Annotated in this window: 21 protein-coding genes; 15 read left to right on the forward strand and 6 right to left on the reverse strand. The window is 42.6% G+C overall.

Annotated elements, in window-relative coordinates:
* Positions 1–60: 60 nt before the first annotated feature.
* Positions 61–1,260 carry an ROK family protein gene (locus tag B6A27_RS08960; RefSeq protein WP_311975613.1) on the reverse strand — a complete coding sequence of 400 codons (1,200 nt, stop codon included), beginning with the start codon at positions 1,258–1,260 and terminating at the stop codon, positions 61–63.
* Between the two features lie 419 nt (positions 1,261–1,679).
* On the opposite strand from B6A27_RS08960, the gene B6A27_RS08965 reads away from it, so the two are divergent.
* From B6A27_RS08965 to xylB, 9 genes are all read left to right on the forward strand, one after another.
* Positions 1,680–3,425: a sensor histidine kinase gene (locus B6A27_RS08965; protein ID WP_236631825.1), complete on the forward strand. Its 1,746-nt coding sequence runs from the start codon at positions 1,680–1,682 to the stop codon at positions 3,423–3,425.
* Complete coding sequence (locus B6A27_RS08970; protein WP_066147613.1) at positions 3,422–4,207, forward strand: response regulator transcription factor; 786 nt, start codon at positions 3,422–3,424, stop codon at positions 4,205–4,207. The genes B6A27_RS08965 and B6A27_RS08970 overlap by 4 nt, the downstream gene beginning before the upstream one ends.
* Positions 4,208–4,290: 83 nt before the next feature.
* Entirely contained in the window at positions 4,291–5,610 is a 1,320-nt protein-coding gene (locus B6A27_RS08975; protein WP_080862005.1) for an extracellular solute-binding protein, read from the forward strand.
* Positions 5,611–5,686: 76 nt separating this feature from the next.
* Positions 5,687–6,565: a carbohydrate ABC transporter permease gene (locus tag B6A27_RS08980; RefSeq protein WP_080861752.1), complete on the forward strand. Its 879-nt coding sequence runs from the start codon at positions 5,687–5,689 to the stop codon at positions 6,563–6,565.
* Between the two features lie 80 nt (positions 6,566–6,645).
* On the forward strand, positions 6,646–7,455 hold the full coding sequence (locus tag B6A27_RS08985; RefSeq protein ID WP_080862006.1) for a carbohydrate ABC transporter permease: 810 nt from the start codon (positions 6,646–6,648) through the stop codon (positions 7,453–7,455).
* A gap of 280 nt (positions 7,456–7,735) precedes the next feature.
* Entirely contained in the window at positions 7,736–9,853 is a 2,118-nt protein-coding gene (locus B6A27_RS08990; protein ID WP_080861755.1) for a glycoside hydrolase family 52 protein, read from the forward strand.
* A gap of 94 nt (positions 9,854–9,947) precedes the next feature.
* On the forward strand, positions 9,948–10,583 hold the full coding sequence (locus B6A27_RS08995) for a YesL family protein (protein ID WP_080861758.1): 636 nt from the start codon (positions 9,948–9,950) through the stop codon (positions 10,581–10,583).
* A gap of 390 nt (positions 10,584–10,973) precedes the next feature.
* Positions 10,974–12,308: a xylose isomerase gene (gene xylA, locus B6A27_RS09000; RefSeq protein WP_080861761.1), complete on the forward strand. Its 1,335-nt coding sequence runs from the start codon at positions 10,974–10,976 to the stop codon at positions 12,306–12,308.
* 18 nt (positions 12,309–12,326) lie between these two features.
* Positions 12,327–13,826 carry a xylulokinase gene (gene xylB / locus B6A27_RS09005; RefSeq protein ID WP_080861764.1) on the forward strand — a complete coding sequence of 500 codons (1,500 nt, stop codon included), beginning with the start codon at positions 12,327–12,329 and terminating at the stop codon, positions 13,824–13,826.
* Positions 13,827–14,192: 366 nt separating this feature from the next.
* On the opposite strand, the gene B6A27_RS09015 is transcribed toward xylB, so the two are convergent.
* The 4 genes from B6A27_RS09015 to B6A27_RS09030 all read right to left on the reverse strand — a co-directional run bounded on the left by B6A27_RS09015 (position 14,193) and on the right by B6A27_RS09030 (position 18,350).
* The gene (locus B6A27_RS09015; protein WP_080861770.1) at positions 14,193–14,777 is read right to left on the reverse strand and encodes a TetR/AcrR family transcriptional regulator; all 585 of its coding nucleotides are present in this window, start codon (positions 14,775–14,777) and stop codon (positions 14,193–14,195) included.
* Between the two features lie 66 nt (positions 14,778–14,843).
* Positions 14,844–15,482: a YczE/YyaS/YitT family protein gene (locus tag B6A27_RS09020; RefSeq protein WP_236631826.1), complete on the reverse strand. Its 639-nt coding sequence runs from the start codon at positions 15,480–15,482 to the stop codon at positions 14,844–14,846.
* A 1,036-nt stretch (positions 15,483–16,518) separates the two neighbouring features.
* A complete protein-coding gene (locus tag B6A27_RS09025; RefSeq protein ID WP_080861776.1) occupies positions 16,519–17,754 on the reverse strand; it encodes an MFS transporter in 1,236 nt (411 codons plus the stop codon).
* Between the two features lie 134 nt (positions 17,755–17,888).
* Positions 17,889–18,350, reverse strand: coding sequence for a MarR family transcriptional regulator (locus B6A27_RS09030; protein WP_275900496.1), 462 nt, complete (start codon positions 18,348–18,350; stop codon positions 17,889–17,891).
* Between the two features lie 367 nt (positions 18,351–18,717).
* Here B6A27_RS09030 and B6A27_RS09035 point away from each other — a divergent pair, with 367 nt between their 5' ends.
* The 4 genes from B6A27_RS09035 to B6A27_RS09050 all read left to right on the forward strand — a co-directional run bounded on the left by B6A27_RS09035 (position 18,718) and on the right by B6A27_RS09050 (position 23,407).
* Positions 18,718–19,482: an enoyl-CoA hydratase gene (locus tag B6A27_RS09035; protein ID WP_066149139.1), complete on the forward strand. Its 765-nt coding sequence runs from the start codon at positions 18,718–18,720 to the stop codon at positions 19,480–19,482.
* A 171-nt stretch (positions 19,483–19,653) separates the two neighbouring features.
* On the forward strand, positions 19,654–20,706 hold the full coding sequence (locus B6A27_RS09040) for an NAD(P)H-dependent flavin oxidoreductase (protein ID WP_080862007.1): 1,053 nt from the start codon (positions 19,654–19,656) through the stop codon (positions 20,704–20,706).
* 222 nt (positions 20,707–20,928) lie between these two features.
* Positions 20,929–22,710 (forward strand): sensor histidine kinase, encoded by a 1,782-nt coding sequence (locus tag B6A27_RS09045; RefSeq protein ID WP_080861779.1) that lies wholly within the window; start codon positions 20,929–20,931, stop codon positions 22,708–22,710.
* Positions 22,676–23,407, forward strand: a complete 732-nt coding sequence (locus tag B6A27_RS09050) for a LytR/AlgR family response regulator transcription factor (RefSeq protein ID WP_066149140.1) — start codon at positions 22,676–22,678, stop codon at positions 23,405–23,407. Before B6A27_RS09045 ends, B6A27_RS09050 begins: the two co-directional genes overlap by 35 nt.
* A 171-nt stretch (positions 23,408–23,578) precedes the next feature.
* Here B6A27_RS09050 and B6A27_RS18635 read toward each other — a convergent pair whose 3' ends face one another.
* The gene (locus B6A27_RS18635; RefSeq protein ID WP_156450531.1) at positions 23,579–23,716 is read right to left on the reverse strand and encodes a hypothetical protein; all 138 of its coding nucleotides are present in this window, start codon (positions 23,714–23,716) and stop codon (positions 23,579–23,581) included.
* A 348-nt stretch (positions 23,717–24,064) separates the two neighbouring features.
* Here B6A27_RS18635 and B6A27_RS09060 point away from each other — a divergent pair, with 348 nt between their 5' ends.
* Both B6A27_RS09060 and B6A27_RS09065 read left to right on the forward strand, forming a co-directional pair.
* On the forward strand, positions 24,065–24,364 hold the full coding sequence (locus B6A27_RS09060; protein ID WP_044746833.1) for a MerR family transcriptional regulator: 300 nt from the start codon (positions 24,065–24,067) through the stop codon (positions 24,362–24,364).
* 95 nt (positions 24,365–24,459) lie between these two features.
* Positions 24,460–25,929, forward strand: coding sequence for a Na+/H+ antiporter NhaC family protein (locus B6A27_RS09065; protein WP_080861781.1), 1,470 nt, complete (start codon positions 24,460–24,462; stop codon positions 25,927–25,929).
* Positions 25,930–26,087 lie beyond the last annotated feature (158 nt).

Here is a 26,087-nt window from a genome sequence, read left to right on the forward strand (position 1 = left end):
TGGGATCCCCTTGTTTGTTATCAGCTCGTCACTTGCTTCTCAACGGTCGATGAGAGCTGGTTATAGAAACACTTGTATTTTTTCTCCTTTTTTCAAAAAATCTTCAATGACAAACAAAGCCATTCCTAGTGCCGTTGAATCAATGGATAGCTTAGAAAAATGAAGGCTTAAATGGGTTGGCTGAAACGGCAAAGTGCGAGAAGAGAGCGCTTGCTGAATCGCCGGCTTAATCCACTGTTTTGCCATCGAAAGGCGGTTGCCGATGATGATTTGCTGTGGATTAAAGGTGTTGAGAAGGTTATTGATTCCAATCGCTAAATAGCGGCCAATTTCAGCAAATAACTGAATGGCTTTTTGATCATTTTGCTTGGCCAAGCTTAATAAAGTCTCCAAAGAAACTTCTTTTGTTTCAGAAACAACATTCTGCTGTTTGGCTTTTTCCAAAATGGCTTGTTCTGAGGCGTACAGCTCCCAGCATCCTTTATTTCCGCAGCGGCAAACGGGTCCGTCGATGTCAATCGTCATATGGCCGCTTTCGCCTGCGAAGCCGTTCGTTCCTCGATAAAGCTCACCGTTAAGCACCAAACCGACACCGATACCAATGCCAGCGCTCACATAAAGAATGTGGTCGAATTCTTGTCCGGCGCCGAGGCGTTTTTCTCCATATGCTCCCGCATTGGCTTCATTATCAATGACGACAGGAACATGAAAGACAGCCTCCATTTCCTGTTTTAAAGGGATATCCTTCCACGATAAATTCGGAGCAAACAGCACCGTCCCTGTTTTATCAACAATTCCTGGTACGCCCATTCCGATACCGACCAATCCGTAGCGGCTCTTTGGCATATGTTCAAGCAGAGAGAGAACGGTTTCTTTGATAAGAACCAATACCGCTTGATACCCTTTATTTTGAAAAGACACTCGCTTTTGGGCTATGACGTTTCCTTGGAGGTCTGTTAACACTCCCAAAATGTAGTGAACCCCTAAATCGATGCCGATCGAGAAGCCGGCTTTTTCATTAAACAGCAGCAGAACAGGCCGCCGTCCGCCGCTTGATTCTCCTTGGCCTATTTCATATACGAGCTCTTCCTCGATTAATTCTTTGACTAAGGAAGAAACCGTCCCTTTATTCAGTCCGGAACGCTGTGCTATATCAGCTCGCGACAAAGGACCCTGTGTTCTTATCATCTCAAGCACTAGCGACTTATTAATTTTTTTAATTAGATGTGGATTTCCCGTTACTTTTGTCAAATGAATCACCCTATGTACCAATGTATCATAATTTATACGGCAATTCTAGATGGTTGGCAAACTTTGTTTGTCACATAAACAAACAAAAGGTATAATAAAATTAAATTTTGCAACATTTAGACTTGTTCAGCAATAACGACTTTTTTGCTCAAAATGCTGGATGAAAGAATAGGTGAGCTTGTAAAAACGAAGCTGTCGACGGGGGGAGTGAATCCATGGGCTGCATCGATATAGAACGGAGTGAATCTTTCTGTTAGCGGCATCATCCCGTGTTACGATTTCCTACGCCAATATGCAGGTATGACGGTAGGAGACAAGTCTGTGATTTGTCTCCTACCGTCGCAAACATCTATAATTTGCTCTGATCCTGCGAGCGATCTTTCATCTATGTAATATGTGCGTCATAAATGGTAGGTGTCTTGCTGAATATGAAGATAAGAGAAAAATTGAATCGCTTTAATACTCTTCGCAACCAAATTCTAATCGTTTTTATATTCGTCATGACATTTGTCTTGCTCTTCGTAGGAATGATGACATTTCATTTCGTATCGGTGTTATTAAAACAAAATGCCGAGGAGCAAATTCGCCAAACAGCCATTCAGGCAAACGGCAGATTGGAAGCGCTTTATGGACAACTGGATGCATTGACCAATCAAGTGGCGACAGACGCGTATGTACAAAAATTGCTTTTAAAAGAGGCTGGAGGCCATTTGCTTGGGTTTAGCGAACGGCAATATTTAATGCAAATCGTCAATTCGTACCAAACGTATTCCCAAGGTATTCATTCCTTTGAACTTTATACGAATCATTACAAACGAGTGTTCCCGCTGAATGAAATGGATTTGGTCAATCGCATAGGAGCTTTATCGATTCAAAGAGCGAATGATGCGAAGGGGAGGATTGTTTGGATTGGACGAGATCCAGCCTCTTCAGATTTTTTAGCGATTCGGCAAATTCGCTTAATGGACCGCTGGTTTTCTCCAGGAGGGTATTTATTAGTACGTGTGAATCGCGACTATTTTCAACTAACGGACGTTTATAGCAATGAAACAGAGGAAAAAGGCTATATGCTGCTTGTCGATCATGATTTCCAATCTATTTTTTCTAATTTTCAAGGAGATCCTACTCCTATTTTGCATACCCAACAGCGGGTGATCAAGCAGGATGGAAAGGAGTATATTGTGGTCAAACAGCGATCTCCCCTGACCGGGTGGTTGCTTGTTATGATGACACCAGTAGAGGTGCTGACAAGCGGCCTCTCGATCTTAAAAAATGCGATCCTACTTTCAGGAGCTATCGGCTTTCTCATTTTTCTCATCTTCTCCTTTATTCTCTCGACCATAGTCACCAAGCCGATCTTAAGCCTAACCAAAATCATGAAGCGAGGAAAAAACGGGACATTAAAGCCGAGTCCGCCTATTTTTTCTACTATTGAGATTAATGAATTAAACAATACGTACAATTCATTAGTAGACAACATCAATCATTTGATTCAAGTTGTTTATGAAAAAGAATTGGTACGTAACCGCACTGAACTAAAGGCGCTGCAAGCGCAAATTAACCCTCATTTCCTTTTTAACACGCTCGATGCTCTATATTGGTCACTTGTCGATAAAGAAGAAGAGGAATTATCGCAATTTGTGCTAAATATGTCCGAGTTGTTTCGCTATACGATTAGCCATTCAAAGAACGATGAATGGGTAACGCTTCGCGAGGAAATTGAACATATTCGCCGCTATCTTGAGATCATGAAATTAAGGTGGGGAGACCGCCTTTTATGGAATATGGTTGTTCCTTTTCAATATTTAGAGATTCCTATTCCTAAGCTACTGATTCAACCTCTAGTAGAAAATGCTGTTTTGCATGGCATCGGCAATAAGGCGGAGCCGGGTTCTGTTTGGGTCACCATCGAGGAAGACAGCGATTCCTCTGATTTAATCATTAAAGTTACGGACAATGGACATGGAATGGAGGAACAAACCGTTCAAGAGATCCGTAAGCGTCTCTATGATAAAGAGTTTTCCCTTTTGAAAGGGAGCGGCATGGCGATCATCAATGTCAATCGGCGCTTGCAGCTTTATTATGGAGAAGATAGAAGGCTGTTCATTCATAGTGAATTAGGAAAAGGAACGCACGTTTCTATGAAAATCCCTAAGCGTGGTGAACAAAGATGATGGATGTAAAGACGATTTTAGTCGTCGATGATGAACCGAGAGCGCGAATCGGACTGAAAAAAACGCTGGATGCTTGGGCGATGGGAACATGCGAGATTCTTTGTGCGGCCAGCGGGGATGAAGCAATCGAGCTTCTGAGACAGCGCCCCGTTCATTTAATCTTAACAGATATCCGCATGCCGCAAATGTCGGGGCTTCAGCTGATCGAGGCCTTTGCGGAGCACAAGCATAAGCCAGTTGTGATTATTATTTCCGCTTACTCTGAATTTGCCTATGCCCAAAAAGCAATCAAATTAGGAGTGGTCAATTATCTTCTCAAACCGGTCAGCAAACATAAACTCATTGAGGCGGTGGAACAGGCGCTGGCGATATTGGAAGAGCGAAAAAAATCAGAAATGCTGGCACAGATGATCGATCATCAAGTCATTCAAATTCAAGAACATATCCGCTCTTCTTCCGTAAGGGAAGCCATACAGTTCATTCATAAAAATTTGCATCAGCCATTGAGCCTGCGCGATGTGTCTAGGCATGTACATTTGAATGCAAGCTATTTTAGTGTCCTTTTTAAAGAAGAAACAGATATGACCTTTAGTGAATATGTGACAAGATGCAGGATACAGAAAGCCAAGAGCTTGCTGGTGGCAACCGATTTATCTGTTGAAGAAATTGCCGAATCTGTCGGTTATCAAACAGCGAAATATTTTATTAAAGTATTTAAAGAATTTGAAGGAATGACTCCCTATCGCTTCAGAAAGCAACATCTAAAAAAAGTAGAATTTTAGGCAATGAGTGTGGCCTTATTTCCCCATCAGCCAATGATATAATCTTAGCAAACCAAAAAGATTCAAAGGGGGAAATGGCTTTGTTGAAAAAGAAAGCGCATTCATGGCTGATCAGCATGATGTTCGTATTGGCGCTAGCCGTCACAGGCTGCTCTAGCTCCAGCTCAAGCAATGAAAATGGAGCTTCACCCGAAGACGGGAAAAAAGTGACGCTTACATTTATGCATCTTTGGCCTGCCGGAAGCTCAAAGCAGCACCATATGATTGTTAATGACATTATTAAAGAGTTTGAAAAAGAAAATCCGAATGTAACAGTCAAAACGGAAATTCTCGAAAACGAACAATATAAAAACAAGCTAAAAGTATTAGCAGCTTCCAATGAGCTTCCTGATGTTGGGATGACTTGGGCGGCAGGATTTTTAGAGCCATACGTGAAAGGGAATTTATTTGCACCTTTAGATGATGTTTTAGACGGTGGTCTTAAAGATCAGTTTGTTTCCGGGACAACAGAAGCATATGCGGTTGACAACAAAACGTATGCCCTTCCATTGGAGCTTAACATCACTCCTGTGTACTATAATAAAGAAATTTTTGCGAAATATCATTTAGAAGTCCCTAAAACATATGAAGAATTCAAGCATGTGGTGCAAACGCTTGTGAAAAATGGCGTAGCCCCAATCGCGTTAGGCAATAAGGATCGCTGGACAGGATCGATGTGGTATATGTATTTAGCCGACCGAATCGGCGGCGCTGACACGTTAAAAAACGCGATAAACGGAAGCGGTACATTTGCAGATCCAGGATTAATCAAAGCGGCGGAAGAAGTCCAAAACCTCGTCAAAATGAAAGCGTTTATCAAGGGATTTAACGGTTTATCGAACGATGAAGCAAAAGCGGAGTTTACCAACGAAAAAGCAGCTATGTATTTAATGGGAACATGGGATTTGCCGCAGTTTACAACAAATGAAGATATTCCAAAGGAGTTTCGCGACAAAGTCGGATTCTTTAAGTTTCCTGTTGTTGAAGGCGAAAAAGGAAATGTGGATAGCTGGGTCGGAGGACCGGGAGTCGGATTGTTTGTAGCGCAAAATTCGAAAGCAAAGGAGGAAGCGAAAAAGTTTGTAAGATTTTTCGTTGAAAAATGGGGCGAGCAGTCAGTCACGAAAGCGGGTGTCATTCCAGCAACAAAAGTGAACACGGCTAATGTCGATCTGCCACAAATGTATATCGATGTGCTCAATGAATTAAACAAAGCTAGCAATATTACATTATTTGCCGATGTGCAAATGAACCCGGAAGCAGCGCAAACACATTTAAATTTAATCCAATCGTTATTTGGTGAAGAAGTGACACCGAAAGACTTCGCTAAACAGCATCAAGAAGTGCTGTCTAAGACGCAATGATGAGGGAAAAGAAGGGCGACAAAAAGGGCATATGTCATATATGTCCTTTTTGTCCAATGCGAAAGGAGGAGACAGCATGAATAAAATGATGTCCGATAAAAAAATCATTGCGCTTTATATTTTGCCGTCTTTGCTGCTGCTTTTGACATTGGTGTACATTCCGATCGTGATGACGGGCTATTACAGTTTCATGAAATGGGACGGCATCGGACGCATGGAGTTTATCGCGCTCGATAATTATAAAGAGCTGCTAAAAGATAAGATGTTTTGGAAAAGCGTATACCACTCCTTTTTGCTGGCGGTGTTTTCCGTGATCAGCCTCGCCGGTTATTTGGCGGTTTCTCTCGTACTGTCAGGAAAAATCAAGGGAGCCCATTTATTAAGAAAAATTTATTTAATTCCGATGCTGTTGTCTTCAGTTGCCATTGCTCAGCTATGGTTACGGATTTATCACCCATCGAACGGGATGTTAAATCATTTTCTCCTGTTTCTAGGAATAGATGATCCGCCAAACTGGCTGGCTGATCCTTCGATTGCCCTATATTCCATTTTTGTTCCGATTATATGGCAATATGCCGGATTTTATATTTTGATTTATTATGCTGCTTTAAAAAGCATTCCCGCATCGATTATGGAGGCGGCAATAATCGACGGTGCTAATCCGTGGCAGCTCGCCTATAAAATCAAGCTTCCGTTAATTGCGGGAGTCGTTAAAGTCACGATTGTGCTAGCTGTTGTCGGTTCGTTAAAATACTTTGATTTAATCTATGTGATGACGGGCGGGGGGCCAAACGGCGCGAGTGAAGTCATCGCTTCTTATATGTACCAAAAGGCATTCCGCAGTTTTAATTTCGGATATGGAAGCACCGTCGCTTTTTCATTGCTGCTGATTTGCGTTTTAGTGACATGGTTGATTAGAAAACTTACCCGTTCAAATGAAGAAATCCAGTATTAGCACAAAAGGGGGAAGCACTAGTGTCAGGAAAAACGGAAGCTTCGTTATCATCCTTTCGAGCCCTAGGGAAAAGAATAGGGATGTCCATTTTTTATGCCATCTTAATCATTTTAGCTATTTTTCAAATCCTTCCTCTTGTTTGGCTGTTATTCTTTTCGCTTAAAAATAATCAAGAGGTTTTTAATACGCCGTTATTGGCGCTTCCGTCTCCACCTCGCTGGGAAAATTATGTGAAAGTATGGGTGGAGGGAGACATTGGCCGTTATTTTTTCAATAGTGTTTGGATTACTACCGTATCAGTCATTTTTACGGTCTTGTTGGCGAGCTTTGCCACATTCGCGCTGACGCGCATGCATTGGAGGCTGAAACATGTTGTGCTAGGGATGTTTATCGTTGGGTTGATGATTCCCGTGCATTCCACACTAATTCCATTATTCGGCTTTTTTACTAAACTTCAATTAATTGACCATCCAATGTCGATCATTTTAACGAATATCGGGTTTAATTTGCCGATTACGATCATGATTTTACTCGGATTTTACCATTCCTTGCCGCGCGAATTGGAGGAATCGGCTATTATTGACGGCTGCTCTGTCCATCGGATGTTTTTCCAAGTGATTTTGCCGATGACATCCCCTGTTATTGTCACGACTACCATTATTAATATGATTTACAACTGGAATGAATTTGTGTTTGTTAATACATTTATTAGCTCTGAGCAATATAAAACCTTGACTGTAGGAATTCAAAACTTTATTGGGCAATATACGACCGATTGGGGAGCCATTGGTGCCACGCTGATGATTAGTGTTTTGCCGATTTTAATCGCTTTCTTTTTTCTCAGTGACAAAATTGTCGAAGGGATTACGGCCGGTGCCATTAAGGGATAAAGAGAGTTTGATGGCATAAGAGAACGAATAGATTGAAAACGATTGAGCAAGCAAACGAAGCTTTTTAGCCTTTTCCGCTTAAAAGGGAGTGTGCGGTTTTTCGGGGATCGAGAAGTGATTGGCCAACGAAGCGCTTCACACATTCGTTGATGGAGCTATGGATCACTGTTGTCTGAATCTTGGTTGTTCGACAAAACCAGTTTTATAGATTTGCTCTCGATTGTCGATGATTCACATTCGAGCTTTAAGGTCATTTAGGGGAGAAAGGAGATAATGCTCAATGCCTAAAAATATCTTTTTTAACGCCCATCATTCGCCCGTTGGAGCGTTTGCCAGCTTTACGTTGGGATTTCCAGGAAAGAGCGGGGGCTTGGATCTTGAAATTGGCCGACCGCCGCTGCAAAACGTATGGATTGGGATAGAATCGTTAAGTAAACCGGGCTTGTATCATGTCCTACCGTTTTTAGAAATGTCAGGAGAAGATGAAAGCAAACGATATGATATTGAAAATCCGGATCCGAATCCACAAAAGCCGAACATTCTCCTTCCGTTTGCCAAAGAGGCCATCGAACGGGAATTTCGCGTTGCGACCGATACCTGGAAAGCGGAAGATTTAACGTTTACGATTTATTCTCCGGTGAAAGCGGTGCCGGATCCAAAAACGGCGACCACTGAAGAGCTGAAGCTGGCGTTAGTCCCAGCCGTTATCGTCGAGATGACGATTGACAATACAAACGGAACAAAAGCGCGACGGGCATTTTTCGGATTTGAAGGCACCGATCCGTATACGTCGATGAGACGAATCGATGAAACGTGCCAGGAGCTGTGCGGGGTTGGCCAAGGCCGGATTGTTGGGATTGTATCAAAAGATGAAGGCGTCCGCTCTGCTTTGCATTTTAGTATGGAAGATATTTTGACGACTCCGCTCGAAGAAAACTGGACGTTCGGACTTGGGAAAATCGGCGCGTTAATTGCGGATGTGCCAGCTGGAGAGAAGAAAACATATCAATTTGCCGTTTGTTTCTACCGTGGCGGTTATGCAACGGCGGGAATGGATGCTTCTTATTTCTATACCCGTTTTTTCAACAATATCGAAGAAGTGGGCCTTTATGCGTTAGAGCAGGTGGAGGTGTTGAAAGAACAGTCGTTCCGTTCGAACGAGCTCATTGAAAAAGCATGGCTCTCCGACGATCAAAAATTTATGATGGCTCATGCCATTCGAAGTTATTACGGCAACACCCAGCTGCTTGAGCATGGAGGGAAGCCGATTTGGGTCGTCAATGAAGGCGAATATCGCATGATGAATACCTTTGATTTAACCGTTGACCAGCTGTTTTTTGAGTTGAAAATGAATCCGTGGACAGTTAAAAATGTGCTTGATTTATATGTTGAACGGTATAGCTATGAGGATCGCGTCCGCTTTCCGGGAGAGGAAACAGAATATCCGGGAGGCATCAGCTTCACTCATGATATGGGAGTGGCCAATACGTTTTCCCGTCCCCAGTATTCTTCTTATGAGCTATATGGAATCAGCGGCTGCTTTTCGCATATGACGCACGAACAACTCGTCAACTGGGTGCTTTGCGCCGCGGTATACATCGAGCAAACAAAAGATTGGGCATGGCGCCAACAGCGGCTCCCCATCTTAGAACAATGCTTGGAAAGCATGATTCGCCGCGATCATCCCCAGCCGCAAAAGCGGAATGGAATAATGGGACTTGATAGCAGCCGTACGATGGGGGGAGCGGAAATCACGACATATGATAGTTTAGACGTTTCTCTTGGCCAAGCACGCAACAACTTATATTTGGCGGGCAAATGTTGGGCGGCCTATGTAGCGCTTGAGAAATTGTTCCGTGATGTCGGCAAGGAAGAAGGAGCCGCACTGGCTGGGGAGCAGGCGGAAAAATGCGCGGCGACGATCGTCAGCTATGTGACCGATGACGGGTATATTCCGGCCGTAATGGGAGAAGGAAATGATTCGAAAATCATTCCGGCCATTGAGGGGCTTGTATTCCCTTATTTCACGAATTGCCATGAGGCTTTAAAAGACGACGGCCGCTTTGGGGGATATATTCAAGCGCTGCGCAAACATTTGCGTTATGTGTTACGAGAAGGAATTTGCCTCTTCCCGGATGGCGGATGGAAAATTTCATCAACAAGTAACAATTCATGGCTCAGCAAAATCTATTTGTGCCAATTTATTGCGCGGCATCTTTTAGGATGGAAATGGGATGAATTAGGAAAGAAAGCCGATGCGGCGCATGTAGCATGGCTCACACATCCCGAGCTATCGATTTGGAGCTGGAGCGACCAAATAATTGCCGGTGAAATTAGCGGCAGCAAATATTACCCGCGCGGCGTGACGAGTATTTTATGGTTAAACGAGGGAGAATAAGTTCTTTGTTCTTCATTATTACTATTTGAATATTTTAAAAAAGAAAAGGTGCTTATTGTATTGATCGTTGAGGAAGAAGGGACTGGAAAGGATTATGAATAGAAGAGAAGATTGGCTGTATTCTGCGTGTGATTGGATTGTAAAGTTAGCCTATCTTAATCTATTATGGATTTGTTTTTCATGCATAGGAATGATTGTTGCGGGAGTAGCCCCCGCTTCTGTTGCTCTATTTACGGTGGTGAGAAAATGGATGATGGGGAAGATGGATTTCCCTGTTTTTCGAACATTTTTTGCTACTTATAAAAAAGAATTTCTCCCTTCCAATATGATCGGGCTGCTGTTGGGCGGCACTGCCTATATTTTATATATAGATTTTTGGTTTATAGTAAACGCTGAAGAATGGCTGCAGACAATCTTTTCGCTGTTTTTCTTTATAGCGCTCATCTTTTATGTCATTACGGCTGTCTATATTTTTCCTGTCTATGTTCATTATCAATTGCGTTTTAGACAGTATATGAAGTGCGCTTTTTTCATCGGAATAGCCAATCCATTTATTACACTGGCAATGCTAACAGGAATCATTTTGCTGACGATCTTCTTTCTTTACGTTCCTAGCTTCCTTCCATTTTTCGGAGCAAGTGCGTTTTCGCTTGTTCTCATGTCAGGAGCGTTGTGGAGTTTTCAAAAAAATTCAAGAAAATCAGAGAGTAATTCATCATTTACAAAATGAAACAAGTTCATCCGTTTCGAATGGAAAAATCATTTAAAAGCAGACTAATCTCCATCTGAAAGAATATATGGATGGGGATGAGGACAAAAAAGAAGAATATATCCAATGAACGCGTAGCTTGAAGATGTAGAGCATTGGTAATAGAAGGAAATCCTGTGAATCTCTTTGTCAAGTATTCGTGTGACAGAGGGTGAATAACTCTGTTTTAGGTGCCTTTACAGAGATGCGAAGAGGTTTATTATTCAAAATCACCATTGAAAAACGAATAAGAAAACAAAGATAAAACTTTGTTTATCTGATAGACAAACAAATATGAAAGCGCTATAATGGAACTGAAGCAATATGATTCTTGCGTGTTGATATCAATTAACCGCTAAGGGGGATTTGAATATGGCTTATTTTCCGAATATTGGCTCGATTGCGTATGAAGGTCCACAGTCACGCAATCCATTAGCGTTTAAGTTTTACAATCCGGAAGAAAAGGTCGGCGACAAGACGATGGCGGAGCATTTGCGGTTTTCGGTTGCATATTGGCATACATTTACCGGAAATGGGTCGGATCCGTTTGGCGCTGGCAATATGATTCGCCCGTGGGACCATTACAGCGGCATGGATTTGGCGAAAGCACGCGTCGAGGCGGCGTTTGAACTATTTGAAAAGTTGAACGTTCCGTTTTTCTGCTTCCATGATGTCGATATCGCTCCAGAAGGAGATACGCTTGCTGAAACGTACAAAAACCTTGATGAAATTGTCGACATGATCGAAGAGTACATGAAAACGAGCAAAACGAAGCTGCTTTGGAATACGGCGAATTTGTTCAGCCATCCGCGCTTTGTCCACGGAGCGGCGACGTCGTGCAACGCTGATGTGTTCGCTTATGCAGCAGCGAAGGTGAAAAAAGGGCTCGAGATTGCCAAACGGCTCGGAGCGGAAAACTACGTCTTCTGGGGAGGACGGGAAGGCTATGAGACGCTGCTGAACACCGATATGAAGCTGGAACTTGACAACTTGGCCCGTTTCTTGCGTATGGCGGTGGACTATGCGAAAGAAATTGGTTTCGATGGACAATTTTTGATTGAGCCGAAGCCAAAAGAGCCGACGAAGCACCAATACGACTTCGATGTGGCAACTGCTCTTGCATTTTTGCAAACATATGGACTGAAAGACTACTTTAAATTCAACATTGAAGCCAATCATGCAACGTTGGCTGGCCATACGTTTGAGCACGAATTACAAGTCGCCCGCATTCACGGCATGCTTGGTTCGGTCGATGCGAATCAAGGAGATACGCTATTAGGCTGGGATACGGACGAGTTTCCGACGGATTTGTATTCTACTACTCTAGCCATGTACGAAATTTTGAAAAACAATGGTCTTGGCAAAGGCGGTTTGAACTTTGACGCTAAGGTGAGAAGAGGATCATTTGAACCGGAAGATTTGTTCTATGCCCATATCGCCGGCATGGACAGCTTTGCGATCGGCTTGAAAGTGGCCCATCGTTTGCTTGAAGACCGCGTATTTGAACAATTGATCGAAGAGCGGTACAAGAGCTATACGGAAGGCATTGGTCGCGAGATTGTCGAAGAAACTGCTGATTTTAAAAAATTAGAAAAATATGCGCTGCAACTTGGTGAGATTCGCAATACATCCGGCCGTCTCGAGCGTCTTAAGACGTTGCTCAACCAATATTTGCTTGAAGTCAGCGTGTTGAGCGTATCCCGTTAATGAAAGAGAGAGGTCCATATGGAATACGTTATCGGAATTGATTTAGGGACAAGTGCGGTAAAAGTGTTGCTTGTTGACCGAAACGGGCAGGTGAGAGGGGAGTGGACGGAGCCTTACCCTCTCTATCAGCCGCAATCTGGATATAGTGAGCAAAACCCGGAGGATTGGGTTGAAAAAACGATGGTTGCGTTAAGACAAGTAGTACAAACAGCCAATATCGATCCGCGCTCCGTATGCGGATTAAGCTTTTCCGGACAGATGCACGGATTGGTGCTCTTAAATGAGAAAGGAGAGGCGCTGCGAAAGGCCGTTCTTTGGAATGATACAAGAACGGCAAATGAATGCCGTGAAATTGAAGAACGGGTCGGAGTGGATCGATTGCTATCTATTACGCAAAATCGCGCGTTAGAAGGATTTACCTTACCGAAAATATTGTGGGTGAAAAAGCATGAGCCTCAGTTATACCAACAAGCCTACACATTTTTGTTGCCAAAGGATTATGTTCGTTTTCGGCTGACCGGGCAGATGGCAATGGAGTATTCCGATGCTGCTGGCACGTTATTACTGGATATACGAAAGAAAGCATGGAGCCGAGAAATTTGCGAGCTTCTGGACATTGATGAGCGATTGTGTCCACCTCTTGTGGAATCGACTAGCTATGTAGGCACACTGCTTTCCGATATTGCCGAACAGATCGGGCTTTCCGCGAATGTCAAGGTGTTTGCCGGTGGAGCGGATAATGCGTGTGGAGCGATCGGAGCTGGCATTTTATCAGAAGGAACAACGATGTGCAGCATCGGCACATCGGGTGTTGTTTTAGCATATGAGCAAACGGCGACCAAAGATTTTGCTGGACAGGTGCACTATTTTAACCATGCGAAGCCAAACTCGTATTATATTATGGGCGTTACCTTGGCTGCCGGATATAGTTTTGATTGGTTAAAACGAACATTTATGCCGGAAATCTCGTTTTCAGAAGTGATTCACCAAGCAGCAGAATCGCCAATCGGAGCCAATGGACTGTTATTTACGCCATATTTAGTCGGGGAACGAACACCGCATGCCGATGCGCATATTCGCGCCTCTTTTATCGGAATTGATGCATCGCATACAAAGTGGGATTTTGCGCGTGCCGTGATGGAAGGCATTATTTTTTCTTTAAATGAGTCGGTGGAGATCATAAAGCGGAGCGGCAAAAAAATGAAGTCGATCGTTTCCATCGGCGGGGGAGCCAAAAGTCATGAGTGGCTACAAATTCAAGCTAATATTTTTCATACACCGATTGAAAAACTGAAAAATGAACAAGGCCCAGGTTTAGGGGCAGCAATGATTGCGGCATGCGGCTGCGGCTGGTTTGAGTCTCTGGAAGAGTGTGCAGCTACGTTTAAGCAAGTCGAACAGCTGGTTGAGCCTCAAGAGGACGCAGCTCAGCGCTATCAAGAGCTATTCCATGTGTATCGGCAAATTTATGCACAGACAAAAGAAATCAATGAACAGTTAAAGAAGTTTCGAAAATAAGCAAGAGGGTGTCCCAAAAGCAGCTTGGAACCCCCTCTTTCAGACTGTTGACAAAATAGGTGTAAGACTTTTGTCTTACACCTATTTTGTTTCATTTTTCGTAGTTGTTTTTCTTGGTGAAACGACAAACATAAATGCATACTCGAATGCAAAAGAAGGGAGGGGGCCCTTTCTCCATAGGCAGTTATCAAATTCATGGCCGCATAAACAAGCATCGCCTGCATCTGGTTTCTTTCCCATCCTCCGTAGAAAGAAAAAACTTTTTATTTGCTGCTTTCTTTTGTCGGCGAGAAAATTTTTCGAATTAAAGCTCACGAAAAATTCCTTTGGAGGTATATGGGGGCTTCTATGCCTCACGTCTTGATTTTATGTAGAAGCTTTAGGAGTTAATCCTGTTACTATAACAGAGACAGCATCCTTAAGAAATTCTTCGTTTGAAATAGGAATATTTGAAAATCCTAGCAACGTTTCTGAAACAAAGTGACCATAATTGAACCGCATAAATAAGGCTACAAATGAATCGATGTTGCCTTTAATCAATTTGCCCCGATTTTGCATTTCCTTAAAGTAATCTAATAAAAACTGCTGAATTTCTTCAACGTTTTTGTGAAGAGTCAGGTGAAGATCAGGCATGGTGTTTCGCTCGAGAACAGATATCATGTAAATTTGTTTGTTTTTCATCATATAATTTTGATAAATCGTCGAGTATAGTAATAAATCATGTTCTAATTCGTATGTTAGCTCTTTTTCCAATTGTTCTTTTATGAAAGAAGCATATTGAAATTTAGCGATAATGGCGTCTAAAATATTTTGTTTGTTCCCAAATTGGCGGTATACTGTCATTTCACTGACAGAAGCATGTCTTGCTATTTCTTTAATCGTTACAGCTTTATATCCCTTTGAAGCCATTAATGAAATAGCTGAATCTAAAATTTTTTCGTTTGTTTCCATATCATCACCCGTTTCACAATCGTTATAAATCCAAAAAATATAAAAGAAAGTTGGTATAATACTATTTTAAATGTTGTCTTTTTTTAGATATAACTGTTGTATCCTTCTAATTCTATTAATAAAAAAACCGACAAGAAAAGCTGACATAATCGTTCCTTCTCTAATCCCTTGTATTTCCCCAAATGTCCAAAACGAAATAAGCGCAGCAATGATTACTTGTAATGAGTCAAACGCTATTTTCAACCTCCCAAAGTTCCGTTCGTACTTCATGGAAATAACTTTTATGATCCCATCTGCAGGGTTAAGAATCGTATTTGCTGCTAATTGAAGGATCACTCCTAATGCGATCATGACACACCCTACAACTAATAAAATTAGCTTTTCAATATATAAGGAAGGGTGATAATAAGAAAAAATCAACATACCCAAATCGATAAAGTAACCCAATATAAAACCAATCAACAACTGAAGATATTGAAATTTAGGAAAATCTTCCCTTAAAATAATTACTTGGATTAATACAAATAAAACAGTTAGGAAGATCGTAAATTGTCCTATCGTTAAAGGGAAAATAAGACTTAATACATACGGTATACTAGCAATTGGTGTCGTACCGAGTTCAGCTTGCGTAACCATTGCAATCCCTATGCCCATTACTAGCAATCCAATAATTAAAATTATATATTGTTTCATCTCTTTTTGCACATTCCTCATTCCTCTCCTAAATATGTTAGTTACCACTAACTAACATTATGGTACTATTGATGAAACCATTAGGTCAAATATTAGAACTGTGCTTGGGAAATGTTTGAACACCAAATTAATCGAATCTGACTAAAGTTGGAAACTCGATAACCCTTGTGACGACGAAGTTATTATTCGTTATTGTGAAAATTGTCGCGAAGAAATGGATGAAGGTGAAGAAGCTTATAACATTAGCAATGACGAATAGGTTCATGAGGATTGTTGTGACCCGCTAAATAACACTGAACAAAATTCGATTGATTAAATTGAACAGTTTTTTACCAGTTAGAAGCGTGCACTTTACATGGAGTGGCATACATGATAGCCTCGTTTCATGCGGCTGATTCTTGTTGTTGCTCGCTTTTTAGGAAAGATCTTGTACGCAGAGGCTCCATGTCAAGTGATAGAGATTACGCTGGAATTTCCAGAAAAGTGTTCACTCTTATTTAGCGAAAACTGTTCCATTTTTCTCGTCGGTTACAATTGTTTTCGTGAGTTTGCAATAAACGCTCTGAACGCTATTTTAAAACATGCAACTTTTCCCTCAAGATAGGAATGGTGAGCTAATGGAGCCTTTCTATTATGAATTAAAGATTTTGAAAAACTTTTTTAACCATGGGAAATTATCGCTTAATCAATATATAAAACTTCTGGAGAAGTTGGTCGAATGGGAGCAATATTACGTTTAATTATACGGGAAATTTCACTAATTCTAGTTGGAGTAAACAGTATGTTGTCAGTTATGGAAAAAATAAAAGGAACTTACTCAAGGAGTATTAACGTGGAAGAGTTAGATTGAGTATAGTTCCATCAACACAATTTTCCCTTTATCGTGTCCAATGAAAAAAGAGTATAATGGTTCGAAAACCATTTGATACCAAAAGCTTCGCGTTTCAGACGACTTTGTCTCGACGTGAAGATGTATATGGCGCATTTGCGTTCCTTTCTATCATCGAAAATGAAGGTAGGGCATTGCCTCCATAAAGCAGGTGGTCGTTTACATATTTATATGCGTACCCTTATACAAAACGGGTATTGCCGCTGCTATAAGGATCATGCCCATAAAAGCGGGTGCGGCATGCCCAAGTGATACATAGATTTGCCCTCCAATAATAGGTCCAATTATTTTTGCTAAAGCCTGAATAGATTGGCTGCCACCTTGGATCCTTCCTTGTTGACTAAAATCGACAGACTTCGAGAGCATCCCATTGAAGGAAGGGCCGAAGATCGAATCGCCAAAACCGAATATAAACATTCCGGCGATACATAGAGGATAGAATGAAAATAAAGCAGATAACGCGATAAGAATGTAGCCTATCATCTCTGAAACCATTCCAAGAATGGCTATCTGTTTATCGCTGCGTTTTTTCAAAAGCTTTGGCATGATGAAACCTTGTGAAAGGATGTCTTGGATGCCAATAATGGAAAACATAAGTCCGATTAGCGCAGGTTTCCAACTAAAAGTATCCATTGTAAATTGTGAAAACACCGCTTGCAAAGATCCGTTCGGTATCCAAAGCAAGAACGCGGAGACAAGCAGCCTATTTAAGTTTTTTATGGAAAGTATGTTGGTAAGCTGCGTAAATGGGTTCAGTCTTACTATGGTAATCTCTTTCAGTCTTTTATTCTTGTCAAGGCTTTCAGGCATAAACAAGAATCCATAAACAACATTCAATAAAGTGATGATCGCTCCAAAATACATGGGTGCAGAATACCCCAACTTGGCAAGCAATCCGCCCAGAGTCGGGCCAATGACAGTGCCTGCGCCTACAACTGCACTCATCCATCCAAAATATTTAGTTCTCTGTTCCGGAGGAATGATGTCTGCGAAATATGCGAAGATCGTGCCTATGCTCCCGCCTGTGATTCCCTCTATGATGCGCCCGACAAATAGCACCCATAGAGCTCCTCCTATACCAAAAACGAAGTACCCTATGGCCGAACCCAAAAGGCATACTAAGAGCAATGGGCGACGACCGTATTTGTCGCTCAAAGCCCCAAGTGCGGGGGCCGCAAAAAACACGCAGACCGCATAAACAGAGGTCAGCAGCGTCACAACGATAGCCTGTTCTCCCGGATTGTTTATATAAGGCTGCACTAAGAATGGGACGACAGGCGCTATGATGCTGAAGCCTACACCGCAAAGAAACACGGACATAAGACCGAATAGTAAAGCCTTTGTATCTATGGTTTGTTCTCTGTTCTGTCCATTGTGTGCTCTAAATTTCAACATTTAGCTCCTCTCCTTAAAAGTGTCATTTTGTTTCCTTGTCAACAATATATCATTTTTGTTTCTTTGTCAACAAAATAATCGCGATAAAAAGACAGCCTTTCCTCAGGTAGAGTTGGGCTGTCTTTGGTTCGTTTTTATTCATCAAATTTGTTCTGATTTATTTTGATCCCCTGTTTTTTTATTTCCGCCTCCAAATGCCTGCTATACTTCTCAGCGAAATGGATCATCATATCAAGTTGTTCCTCTGTTATTTGCTCAAATACGGCTTTATCTCGCTCTCGAAACTCTTTGTGCAGTTCCTCATGGATTTTATAAATGATTTTCCCTTGCTCAGTGAGTCTAAAATAGATTTCTTTCTTGTTATCCGGCTTTTGGTAGCTTTCGATAAGGCCTTTTTTTATGAGCTTCTTGGTCATTTTGCTTATGGCACCTCTAGTCATATAAGAGAACTCCGCAAGTTTTGTTACATTGGAATCTACATGTTTTCCAATGTATTCGATGCAATGTACTTCAGAAGGCTTATAACCCTTAAGACTTTCTTCCATCTTAGTCTTATTAAGCAAAATCAACTTATTTAATAAATTCTTGAAGCTCATTAAGACCTGTTCTTCTTTGTCCACTGCCTGTCCTCCTACTCATTGGTGCATTAACTTTATTATATGAAATTTTTATTTTCGTTTCAAAACTCTATTTGTTTATAGGCTGGGTTGTCGGCTTTACGCCGCTGCTCTTTTTTGAGGGTAACGGGCCATAATGATGGCTTTACTAGATGCGAAGGGGTGGATTTTGGCTTATAAAAAAGGAATTTTGCTTGCTGTGAGGAAATACAAATAAAAGGGCTGTGGATTGTTCAAGCTTTTTTCCGCATGCCGTCTGTCATGCCGGCAGTTTTACAGAAAATGAAAATAAGACGGTCTTGCTATGAATGATCGCACCCATATGAGTCAAACAAGGGGGAGAAAAATGGAAACAGTCGTGCTTTCTTTTTCAGGAAACTTGGCGTTATTAGAGCTGAATCGTCCCGAATCATTAAATGCGATCAATGTTCAAATGCTAAATGAACTGTTAGAAGCGTTGCATCAAGTTGAGCAGAGTGAGGCCTCCATTCTTGTCATTCGCGGCAGAGGAAGAGGGTTTTCCGCCGGTGGCGATATTAAAACGATGCTTAATGTAGATGATCCAGAAGCGTTTCATAAGGTGATGAGTACGATTCAAAAGATTATTGTGACTTTGTATACGTTGCCGAAGGTCGTCATTGCTTCGATTCATGGGCCTGCAGCAGGGTTGGGATTAAGCTTGGCTTTAGCGGGCGATTATGTGATGGCTGCGAAGGAAGCGCGTTTAGCCATGAATTTTATTGGGATTGGGCTGATCCCGGATGGAGGAGGTCATTTCTTTTTAGCGAAACGGATCGGTGAAATCAAGGCTAAGCAATTGATTTGGGAAGGAAAACAAATGAGCGCACACGAAGCCTATGAGCTCGGCATCGTTGATTGGCTGGCGGAAGATGGGGAGCAAATCGAGCAAAAAATCAGCGAATGGCAGGCTAAGCCGCTGCAAGCGATGATTGCCAGTAAAATGTTGTATGCCCGTTTAGGCAAAAATGAGTTATTAAAGGTATTGCAACTTGAAGCAGAATGGCAGCAGCATATGCGGCAAACGAAAGATCATCGTGAAGGGATTCGCGCCTTTCTTGAAAAACGGAAGCCAAATTTTATCGGAAAGTAGCTTATATATACGGTTCTTTCAACAGAAGCAAAGTATTTCGGTGGACTGTAAAGAAAATTTATCCCAAAATGGTTGTTGGATTTCGGATAGTTATCCTGTATTCATCTATGACATCATGCGGCTTTTTATGGGTGCGCAACAGTCGGAAAGGGGGAGATGCCGATGAACGGAATGCTGCGCTCGCTTCAGCTTCCTATTATTCAGGCCCCAATGGCAGGCGGGGCCTCAACTCCACAGCTGGCCGCGGCAGTGTCCAATGGCGGAGGGCTCGGTTTTTTAGCTGGCGGCTATAAAACGGCAGAAGAAATGAGAAATGAAATAAAAAAGATTCGGGGCTTGACCGCCGCTCCATTTGGCGTCAACGTATTTGTACCTGGGGAAAATAAAGCAGACGAGCAGGAATTAATCAGCTACAAAGCAGAATTAGCGGAAGAAGCGAAACGTTTTGGCATCACGCTTGAAGCAGAAAAATGGGACGATGATGAGTGGGAGGAGAAGCTTGCGGTTTTAAGGGAAGAAAAAGTCCCGGTCGTCAGTTTTACATTTGGTTGTCCTTCACGCGAGGTGATGGAGTCATTACAAGCTCATGGCTCCTTTATAATTGTAACCGTGACATCAAAGGATGAAGCGATCCAGGCAGTACAAGAGGGAGCGGATGCTCTTTGTGTGCAAGGAATGGAAGCGGGAGGGCATCGTTCCGTATTTCGCAACAGCAAAGAAGCGGACGACCAAACGAGCTTATTGGTTTTATTGCAGCAAGTTCGCGATGTTGTCAAGGTGCCGTTGATTGCAGCAGGGGGAATCATGACAGGACGGGATATTGCTTCCGTGTTGGCGGCAGGAGCATGTGCCGCACAGTTGGGAACCGCTTTTTTGCGTTGCCCAGAGAGCGGGGCACATCCGGTGCACAAGGCAGCGCTTGCTGATCCGCAGTTTCAAACGACAGCGGTTACCCGTGCGTTTACAGGGCGGCCGGCACGAGGTCTTGTGAATCGATTTTTCCTTCAACATGATGCAACCGCTCCAGCTGCTTATCCGCAGGTGCATCATTTGACTAAACAGCTGCGCAAAGCTGCTGCCCAACATGGCGACCCGCATGCGATGGCATTATGGGCTGGACAGGGATATCGGCTAGCTAAGGCGCTGCCGGCAGCCGAACTGCTTTCACTATTAAGGGAGCAGCTGAAGGAAGCATGGGCGGAAAGGATGGTTTTGGATCTGTAAAATGGATTGCCTACGAAAGCATAGATGATTTTTCATCAATCATGAAAGCGGGGGAGAAGCTGATTTTCTAGCCCCGTTTTTTTATCGCTTTTTTGGCTATTCGAGCACTGTCTGATGCGAAAGTAGAACGGATATATTTTTTGATTTTTCTGTAAATATCAACACCAAAAGTTCTAGCGAAATGTGTAAAACATGATATGATAAAAAATAGAGGTGAGAGCGATGTGGCAGCTTTGTCTTTCCATGGTTGAAAGGCTTGGAATTATTGTGATGGTCGCTTTTTTATTGACGCGTCTTCCATATTTTCGCCGCTTAATTTATCATCAAGAAGTAGACGGGATGCAGCGGTTTATTATTATGGTCATTTTCGGAATTTTCGGCATTGTTGGTACTTATACAGGCTTGACCGTTCGGGTTGAAACATTTGAAATTATGAAATGGCCATGGTCGTTAAAAGAGAATGAAGCGCTTGCTAATTCGCGTGTTATTGGAGTTGTTATTGCCGGTCTTCTCGGCGGCTGGAAAGTAGGGCTTGGAGCCGGGCTGATTGCTGGAATTCACCGGTTGTTTCTTGGTGGATTTACCGCTGTGGCTTGCGGAATTTCTACGATGGCTGCCGGTGCTATTGCTGGGATTGTGCATCATCGTAAAAAAAGAGCGAACGCTCTTTCGCCGCGTGTGGCACTTATGGTGGGAATGGCCGCCGAGTCTTTGCAAATGCTTGTTATTTTGTTGGTGGCCAAGCCCTTTGCGAGTGCGTGGCTTTTGGTAGAAGAAATCGGAATTCCAATGATTATTGCGAACGGGCTTGGCAGCGCCATTTTTATTTTAGTGATTCGCAATGTTTTTCAAGAGGAAGAAAAAGCGGGGGCTTTACAGGCTGAAAAAGCGATGCGTCTGGCCGAAGCAACCGTTCATCATTTGCGAAACGGCTTGACTCCGCAATCCGCTAGGGCGATATGCGAGCTTTTTATTCGGGAGGTGCCGTCCGTAGCGGTGGCCGTTACGGATCGAACTCATATTCTTGCCCATGTGGGGGCAGGCAGTGACCACCACTTGGCTGACGAGCCGATCCAAACAGAAATGACGCGCCGAGTGATTGAAACAGGAGAAATGATGATTGTGCGCGATCGTGTGATTTGCGGCCACCGGCATTGTCCGCTGCATAAAGCCATTATTGCTCCGCTGAAGCGAAAAGATGAAACCATTGGGACACTTAAGTTTTATTTTCATTCGGAAGCGGAGCTATCATCGATTGCAGTAGAATTTGTAAAAGGGCTATCTTCGCTTTTAAGCCTGCAGCTTGAAATTGCCGAAGCAGAAAAATATTATCAGCTTATGAAAGAAGCGAAAATTAAAGCGCTGCACGCACAGGTGCACCCGCATTTTTTATTTAATGCGTTGAATACGATTGTCTCATGTATTCGAATCGATCCGAATCGCGCCAGACAGCTTCTTGTGTCTTTAGCGTATTATTTTCGCAAAAATTTAGCGGATGCAACGGAGATGCTGTCAACACTGGAAGAGGAGATCAGGCATGTCCAGGCGTATTTGACGATTGAAGAAGCGAGATTTCAAGATAAATTGCGCGTCCGCTATGAAATCGAGGCCGGGTATGAGCAAATGACCCTGCCGACGATGACATTGCAGCCGCTTGTCGAAAATGCGGTGCGGCATGGTTTGAAGCATATGAAAAAAGGAAGCGAAATTGTTATTTCTGTCAAAGCAGAGGGAAGCATGGTGAAAATCTCCGTTTCTGATAATGGAAAAGGAATGACAGAGGAGCAATTATCGCAATTGTTGAAGGCGCCGATTGCTTCCCAATCCGGTGCAGGAATCGGATTGTATAATGTCTATGAGCGTTTAAAATCGCTGCTTGGGGAGGAGGCGGAGCTTTCGCTTGCCTCTGAAAAAGGAAAGGGAACAACGGTTCAATTGCTTGTTCCATATACAGAAAGAAAGGTGGGATATGCGGTTGCGTATTCAGGTTATGGTCGTAGATGATGAGCCTTTGAGCCGCGAAGAGTTAAAGCATCTGCTCTGTGTATATGAACAGATCGAACTTGTCGGTGAAGCGGATTGCGGAGAAAGCGCATTAGAGAAAATTGTTACATTAGAGCCCGATGTGGTTTTTCTTGATATTGAAATGGCGGAAATGTCCGGATTAAGTCTAGCTAAAATGCTGCAGCGCATGAAGCAGCCGCCGAGCATTGTGTTCGCTACCGCCTATCCTAATTATGCGGTAGAGGCGTTCCGATGTGAAGCGGTCGATTATTTGCTGAAGCCATTTGATGAAGGGCAGATTCGCGAAACGATATGGCGTTTGATTCGCAAATTTGAAAAAGAAAGGCCGGCTGCTTCTGAGGAGGCGGTTCGCAAGCTGGCCGTCGAGGAAGACGACGGGATTGTTTATGTTTCGCCACACGATATTTTGTATTGCTGTCGAGAAATTAAAGATACGCTTATTGTTACGAAGCAAAAAACGTATTATACGAAGGTGTCGCTAAAGGATTTGGAGCAAAAGCTAAAAGGAAATCTGTTTTTCCGGCCGCATAAAAGCTACTTGGTGAATGTGGAAAAAATTGCGCAGCTCACCCCCTGGTTTAATGGAGCATATCAGCTGTCACTCGAGGGAACGGCCGATAAAATTCCGGTGAGCCGGAATTATGTCAAAGCATTGCGACAACGGTTGGAATTATAGAGGAAGCTGGTTTAGTTCACTTTATTTGAAATGGAAAATCAAGGGATGGAAACGAGACATAAAAGGCTATTGAAAAAATGCTGATGAAGAAGAGGAGCTAATTTTATGCTCCTTTTTTGTACATAGGGCCCCCTGAACGAAAAGGAGTGAGAGGCAGGGGGCGATGAAAGGTCATCTGTTTTGTACGAATCGCAACAATTCGTACGCTCGATCGCCGACAAGAAGAATAAGCTGTTCAAACAGTTCGTCGCGTTTTATATCTAAATCTACGACTTTTTTAGCTAATTCAAGAGCTTGCCGATTCAACATCATCCCCTCCGTTTCTTTTCCGCCGGCTTTTATTTTTCTCATATTCATGACGCAGATCGCTTACGGTCCATTGGGAAAGGAGATCGGGATTGACAAACTGTCCCGTCCTCATCAGTTCATAAATATAAAACTGCTTTTGTTTCGACAGGGCTTTCCGCATGAATGCTCCCATATGATCAACTCCCTTTTTCTTTTCATCTTATATGATTCAGCTAATGAATTCATATCTTTTTGTTAGTTTTTCTTACATAAAATCGGAATGATTGTTAATTTTTTTAACAATATGGTAACAGTTTTCCCTTAAAACTTTTATAATAATGTTAGAAAAACTGTCATAGGAGGGGCGCCATGTCACATAAAGAAGATTCTTATAAATTCAAAAAGGTTATTTCGATCGGAATTGTTAGTGAGTTAACAGGGCTCTCGCAACGGCAGATTCGCTACTATGAGGAACGAAAGCTCATTTTTCCAGATCGATCAAAGGGAGCGCGCAAATATTCATTTGATGATGTAGAACGATTAATGGATATTGCCGATAAGCGAGAAGAGGGCGTTACGACCCGAGAAATTCGCAAAGAGTTGACAAAGGAAGTTAGAGAAAAAATGTTAAAAGGACAAATGAATGCTCACTTTCGTCTGCGCGGATAAACCAATAGCCAAAATGGAGGAGAGAATACATTTTAGCCGTACGAATCATACTAACATATAAAGTAAAAGATTTATTGACAAAGGAGCGGTTCATGATGGAGCCTTCTTGGAAATCTCTTCTCCCATTTTTAATTGTGATTCCACTATCAATATGGACGCGGCAAGTCATTCCCGGTTTGTTTGCTGCGCTGATGCTAGGCAGCTACTTAATAGAGCCAACGCTGCTTGGCGGTTTAAAAACGATGCTGTCTTATGTCGTTCATAATCTTATGCAAACGAATAACATCCGAATTATTATTTTTCTTTATGTATTTGCTGGCTTAATTAGTATGATCAAATATACAGGAGGAATCAAAGGCTTTGTTCACCTCGTGAGTAAAAAGGTGAAAACAGCGAGAAGCGCTCTCCTGCTTACGTGGGTTTCGACGATGGTGACCTTTAGCGATCCTGATTTTCGGATTGTGACAGTGGCTCCTATTATGAAAGCGCTGAAAAGACGTCTTCATTTATCGTCTCAGCAAATCGGTTTTACAATTGAAGTGACCTCCAATCCTGTCGTAGCGTTGATTCCGCTGGCGACTGCGTTTGTCGGATACATGGTGTCGGTGATTGATAAAGCGCTGAAAACCGCCGGGATTCATGAAAAAGCCTACACCATTTATGTCCAAAGCATTCCTTTTAACTTTTTTTCATTCACCATTATTGTGGTTGGTCTGTATTATAGCTTTTTCAAATACTCGAAAAAAACGGAGCCGATGGCCGACATAAAAAAATGGAATCAGGCGGTCATGGTTGAAGCGGCAAGCGAGGCGGAAGCCAATCCGAACGAGGCTCAAGGGGAAGAAAGATTAGAAACCTGTCCAAAGGCATTTGAAAAAGAAACGCCGATCAGGCCTTGGAATTTAATGATTCCTCTTTCATTTGTGCTTGTATTAACGTTATTTCTTAGCTGGTGGGACGGACGGAAAGGAGCAAACAGCTTTTTTGATGCTTTTCTGCGCAGCGATGCCCTTGGAGTCATGCTGGAATCGTTAATCATAACGGTCATCATCGCTGTGGCCTACTTTTTGTTTCAAAAATTTAAGCTAGCGGATTTGCTCACTCATTTTGTCAAAGGCGGAAATGAGTTAATGTCTGTCATTATTATGCTTTCATTAATTTGGGCGGTGTCCGCGATTTCTGAGGACTTGGGATTCTCGCAGTATATTACGGATCATGTAAAAGGCTGGATTCCTCACTATTTTGTAGCTCCTGTATTGTTTTTATTAGGTGCGCTGATTTCTTATTTTATCGGCTCCTCTTGGGGAACGTGGGGATTATTAATGCCGCTTGGCGTTACGCTTGCTCATGAATCGGGCACGAACATTTTATTAGTGATTGGCGCTGTATTTGCTAGCGGTACATTTGGCGCTTTTGCTTCCCCGCTTAGCGATAACACGGTAACGCTTTGTACCATTTTAGATCTGCCGGTGATTGAATATGCGCGCACGAAGCTGCTTCCTTCTTTTATTGCAGCGGGCCTAGCCGTCATTTTATTCAGCGTCATGTCGTTTATTATGCGGTAGTCTGGTAGCATGGCTGAAAAGTGCTATATAAGGGTCACTTGATTCATATGGATCTCGTGCGGTTTTTCAACGGCCGGAGGAAGGTTTTTGAACTTGCCTCCGGCCGCTATTTTTTCAGAGCTTCCAGTTACTGAACCTTGCTTATTAGGCATGCCTCG

Source organism: Anoxybacillus sp. UARK-01, from assembly GCF_002075365.1.
Lineage (GTDB): Bacteria > Bacillota > Bacilli > Bacillales > Anoxybacillaceae > Anoxybacteroides > Anoxybacteroides rupiense.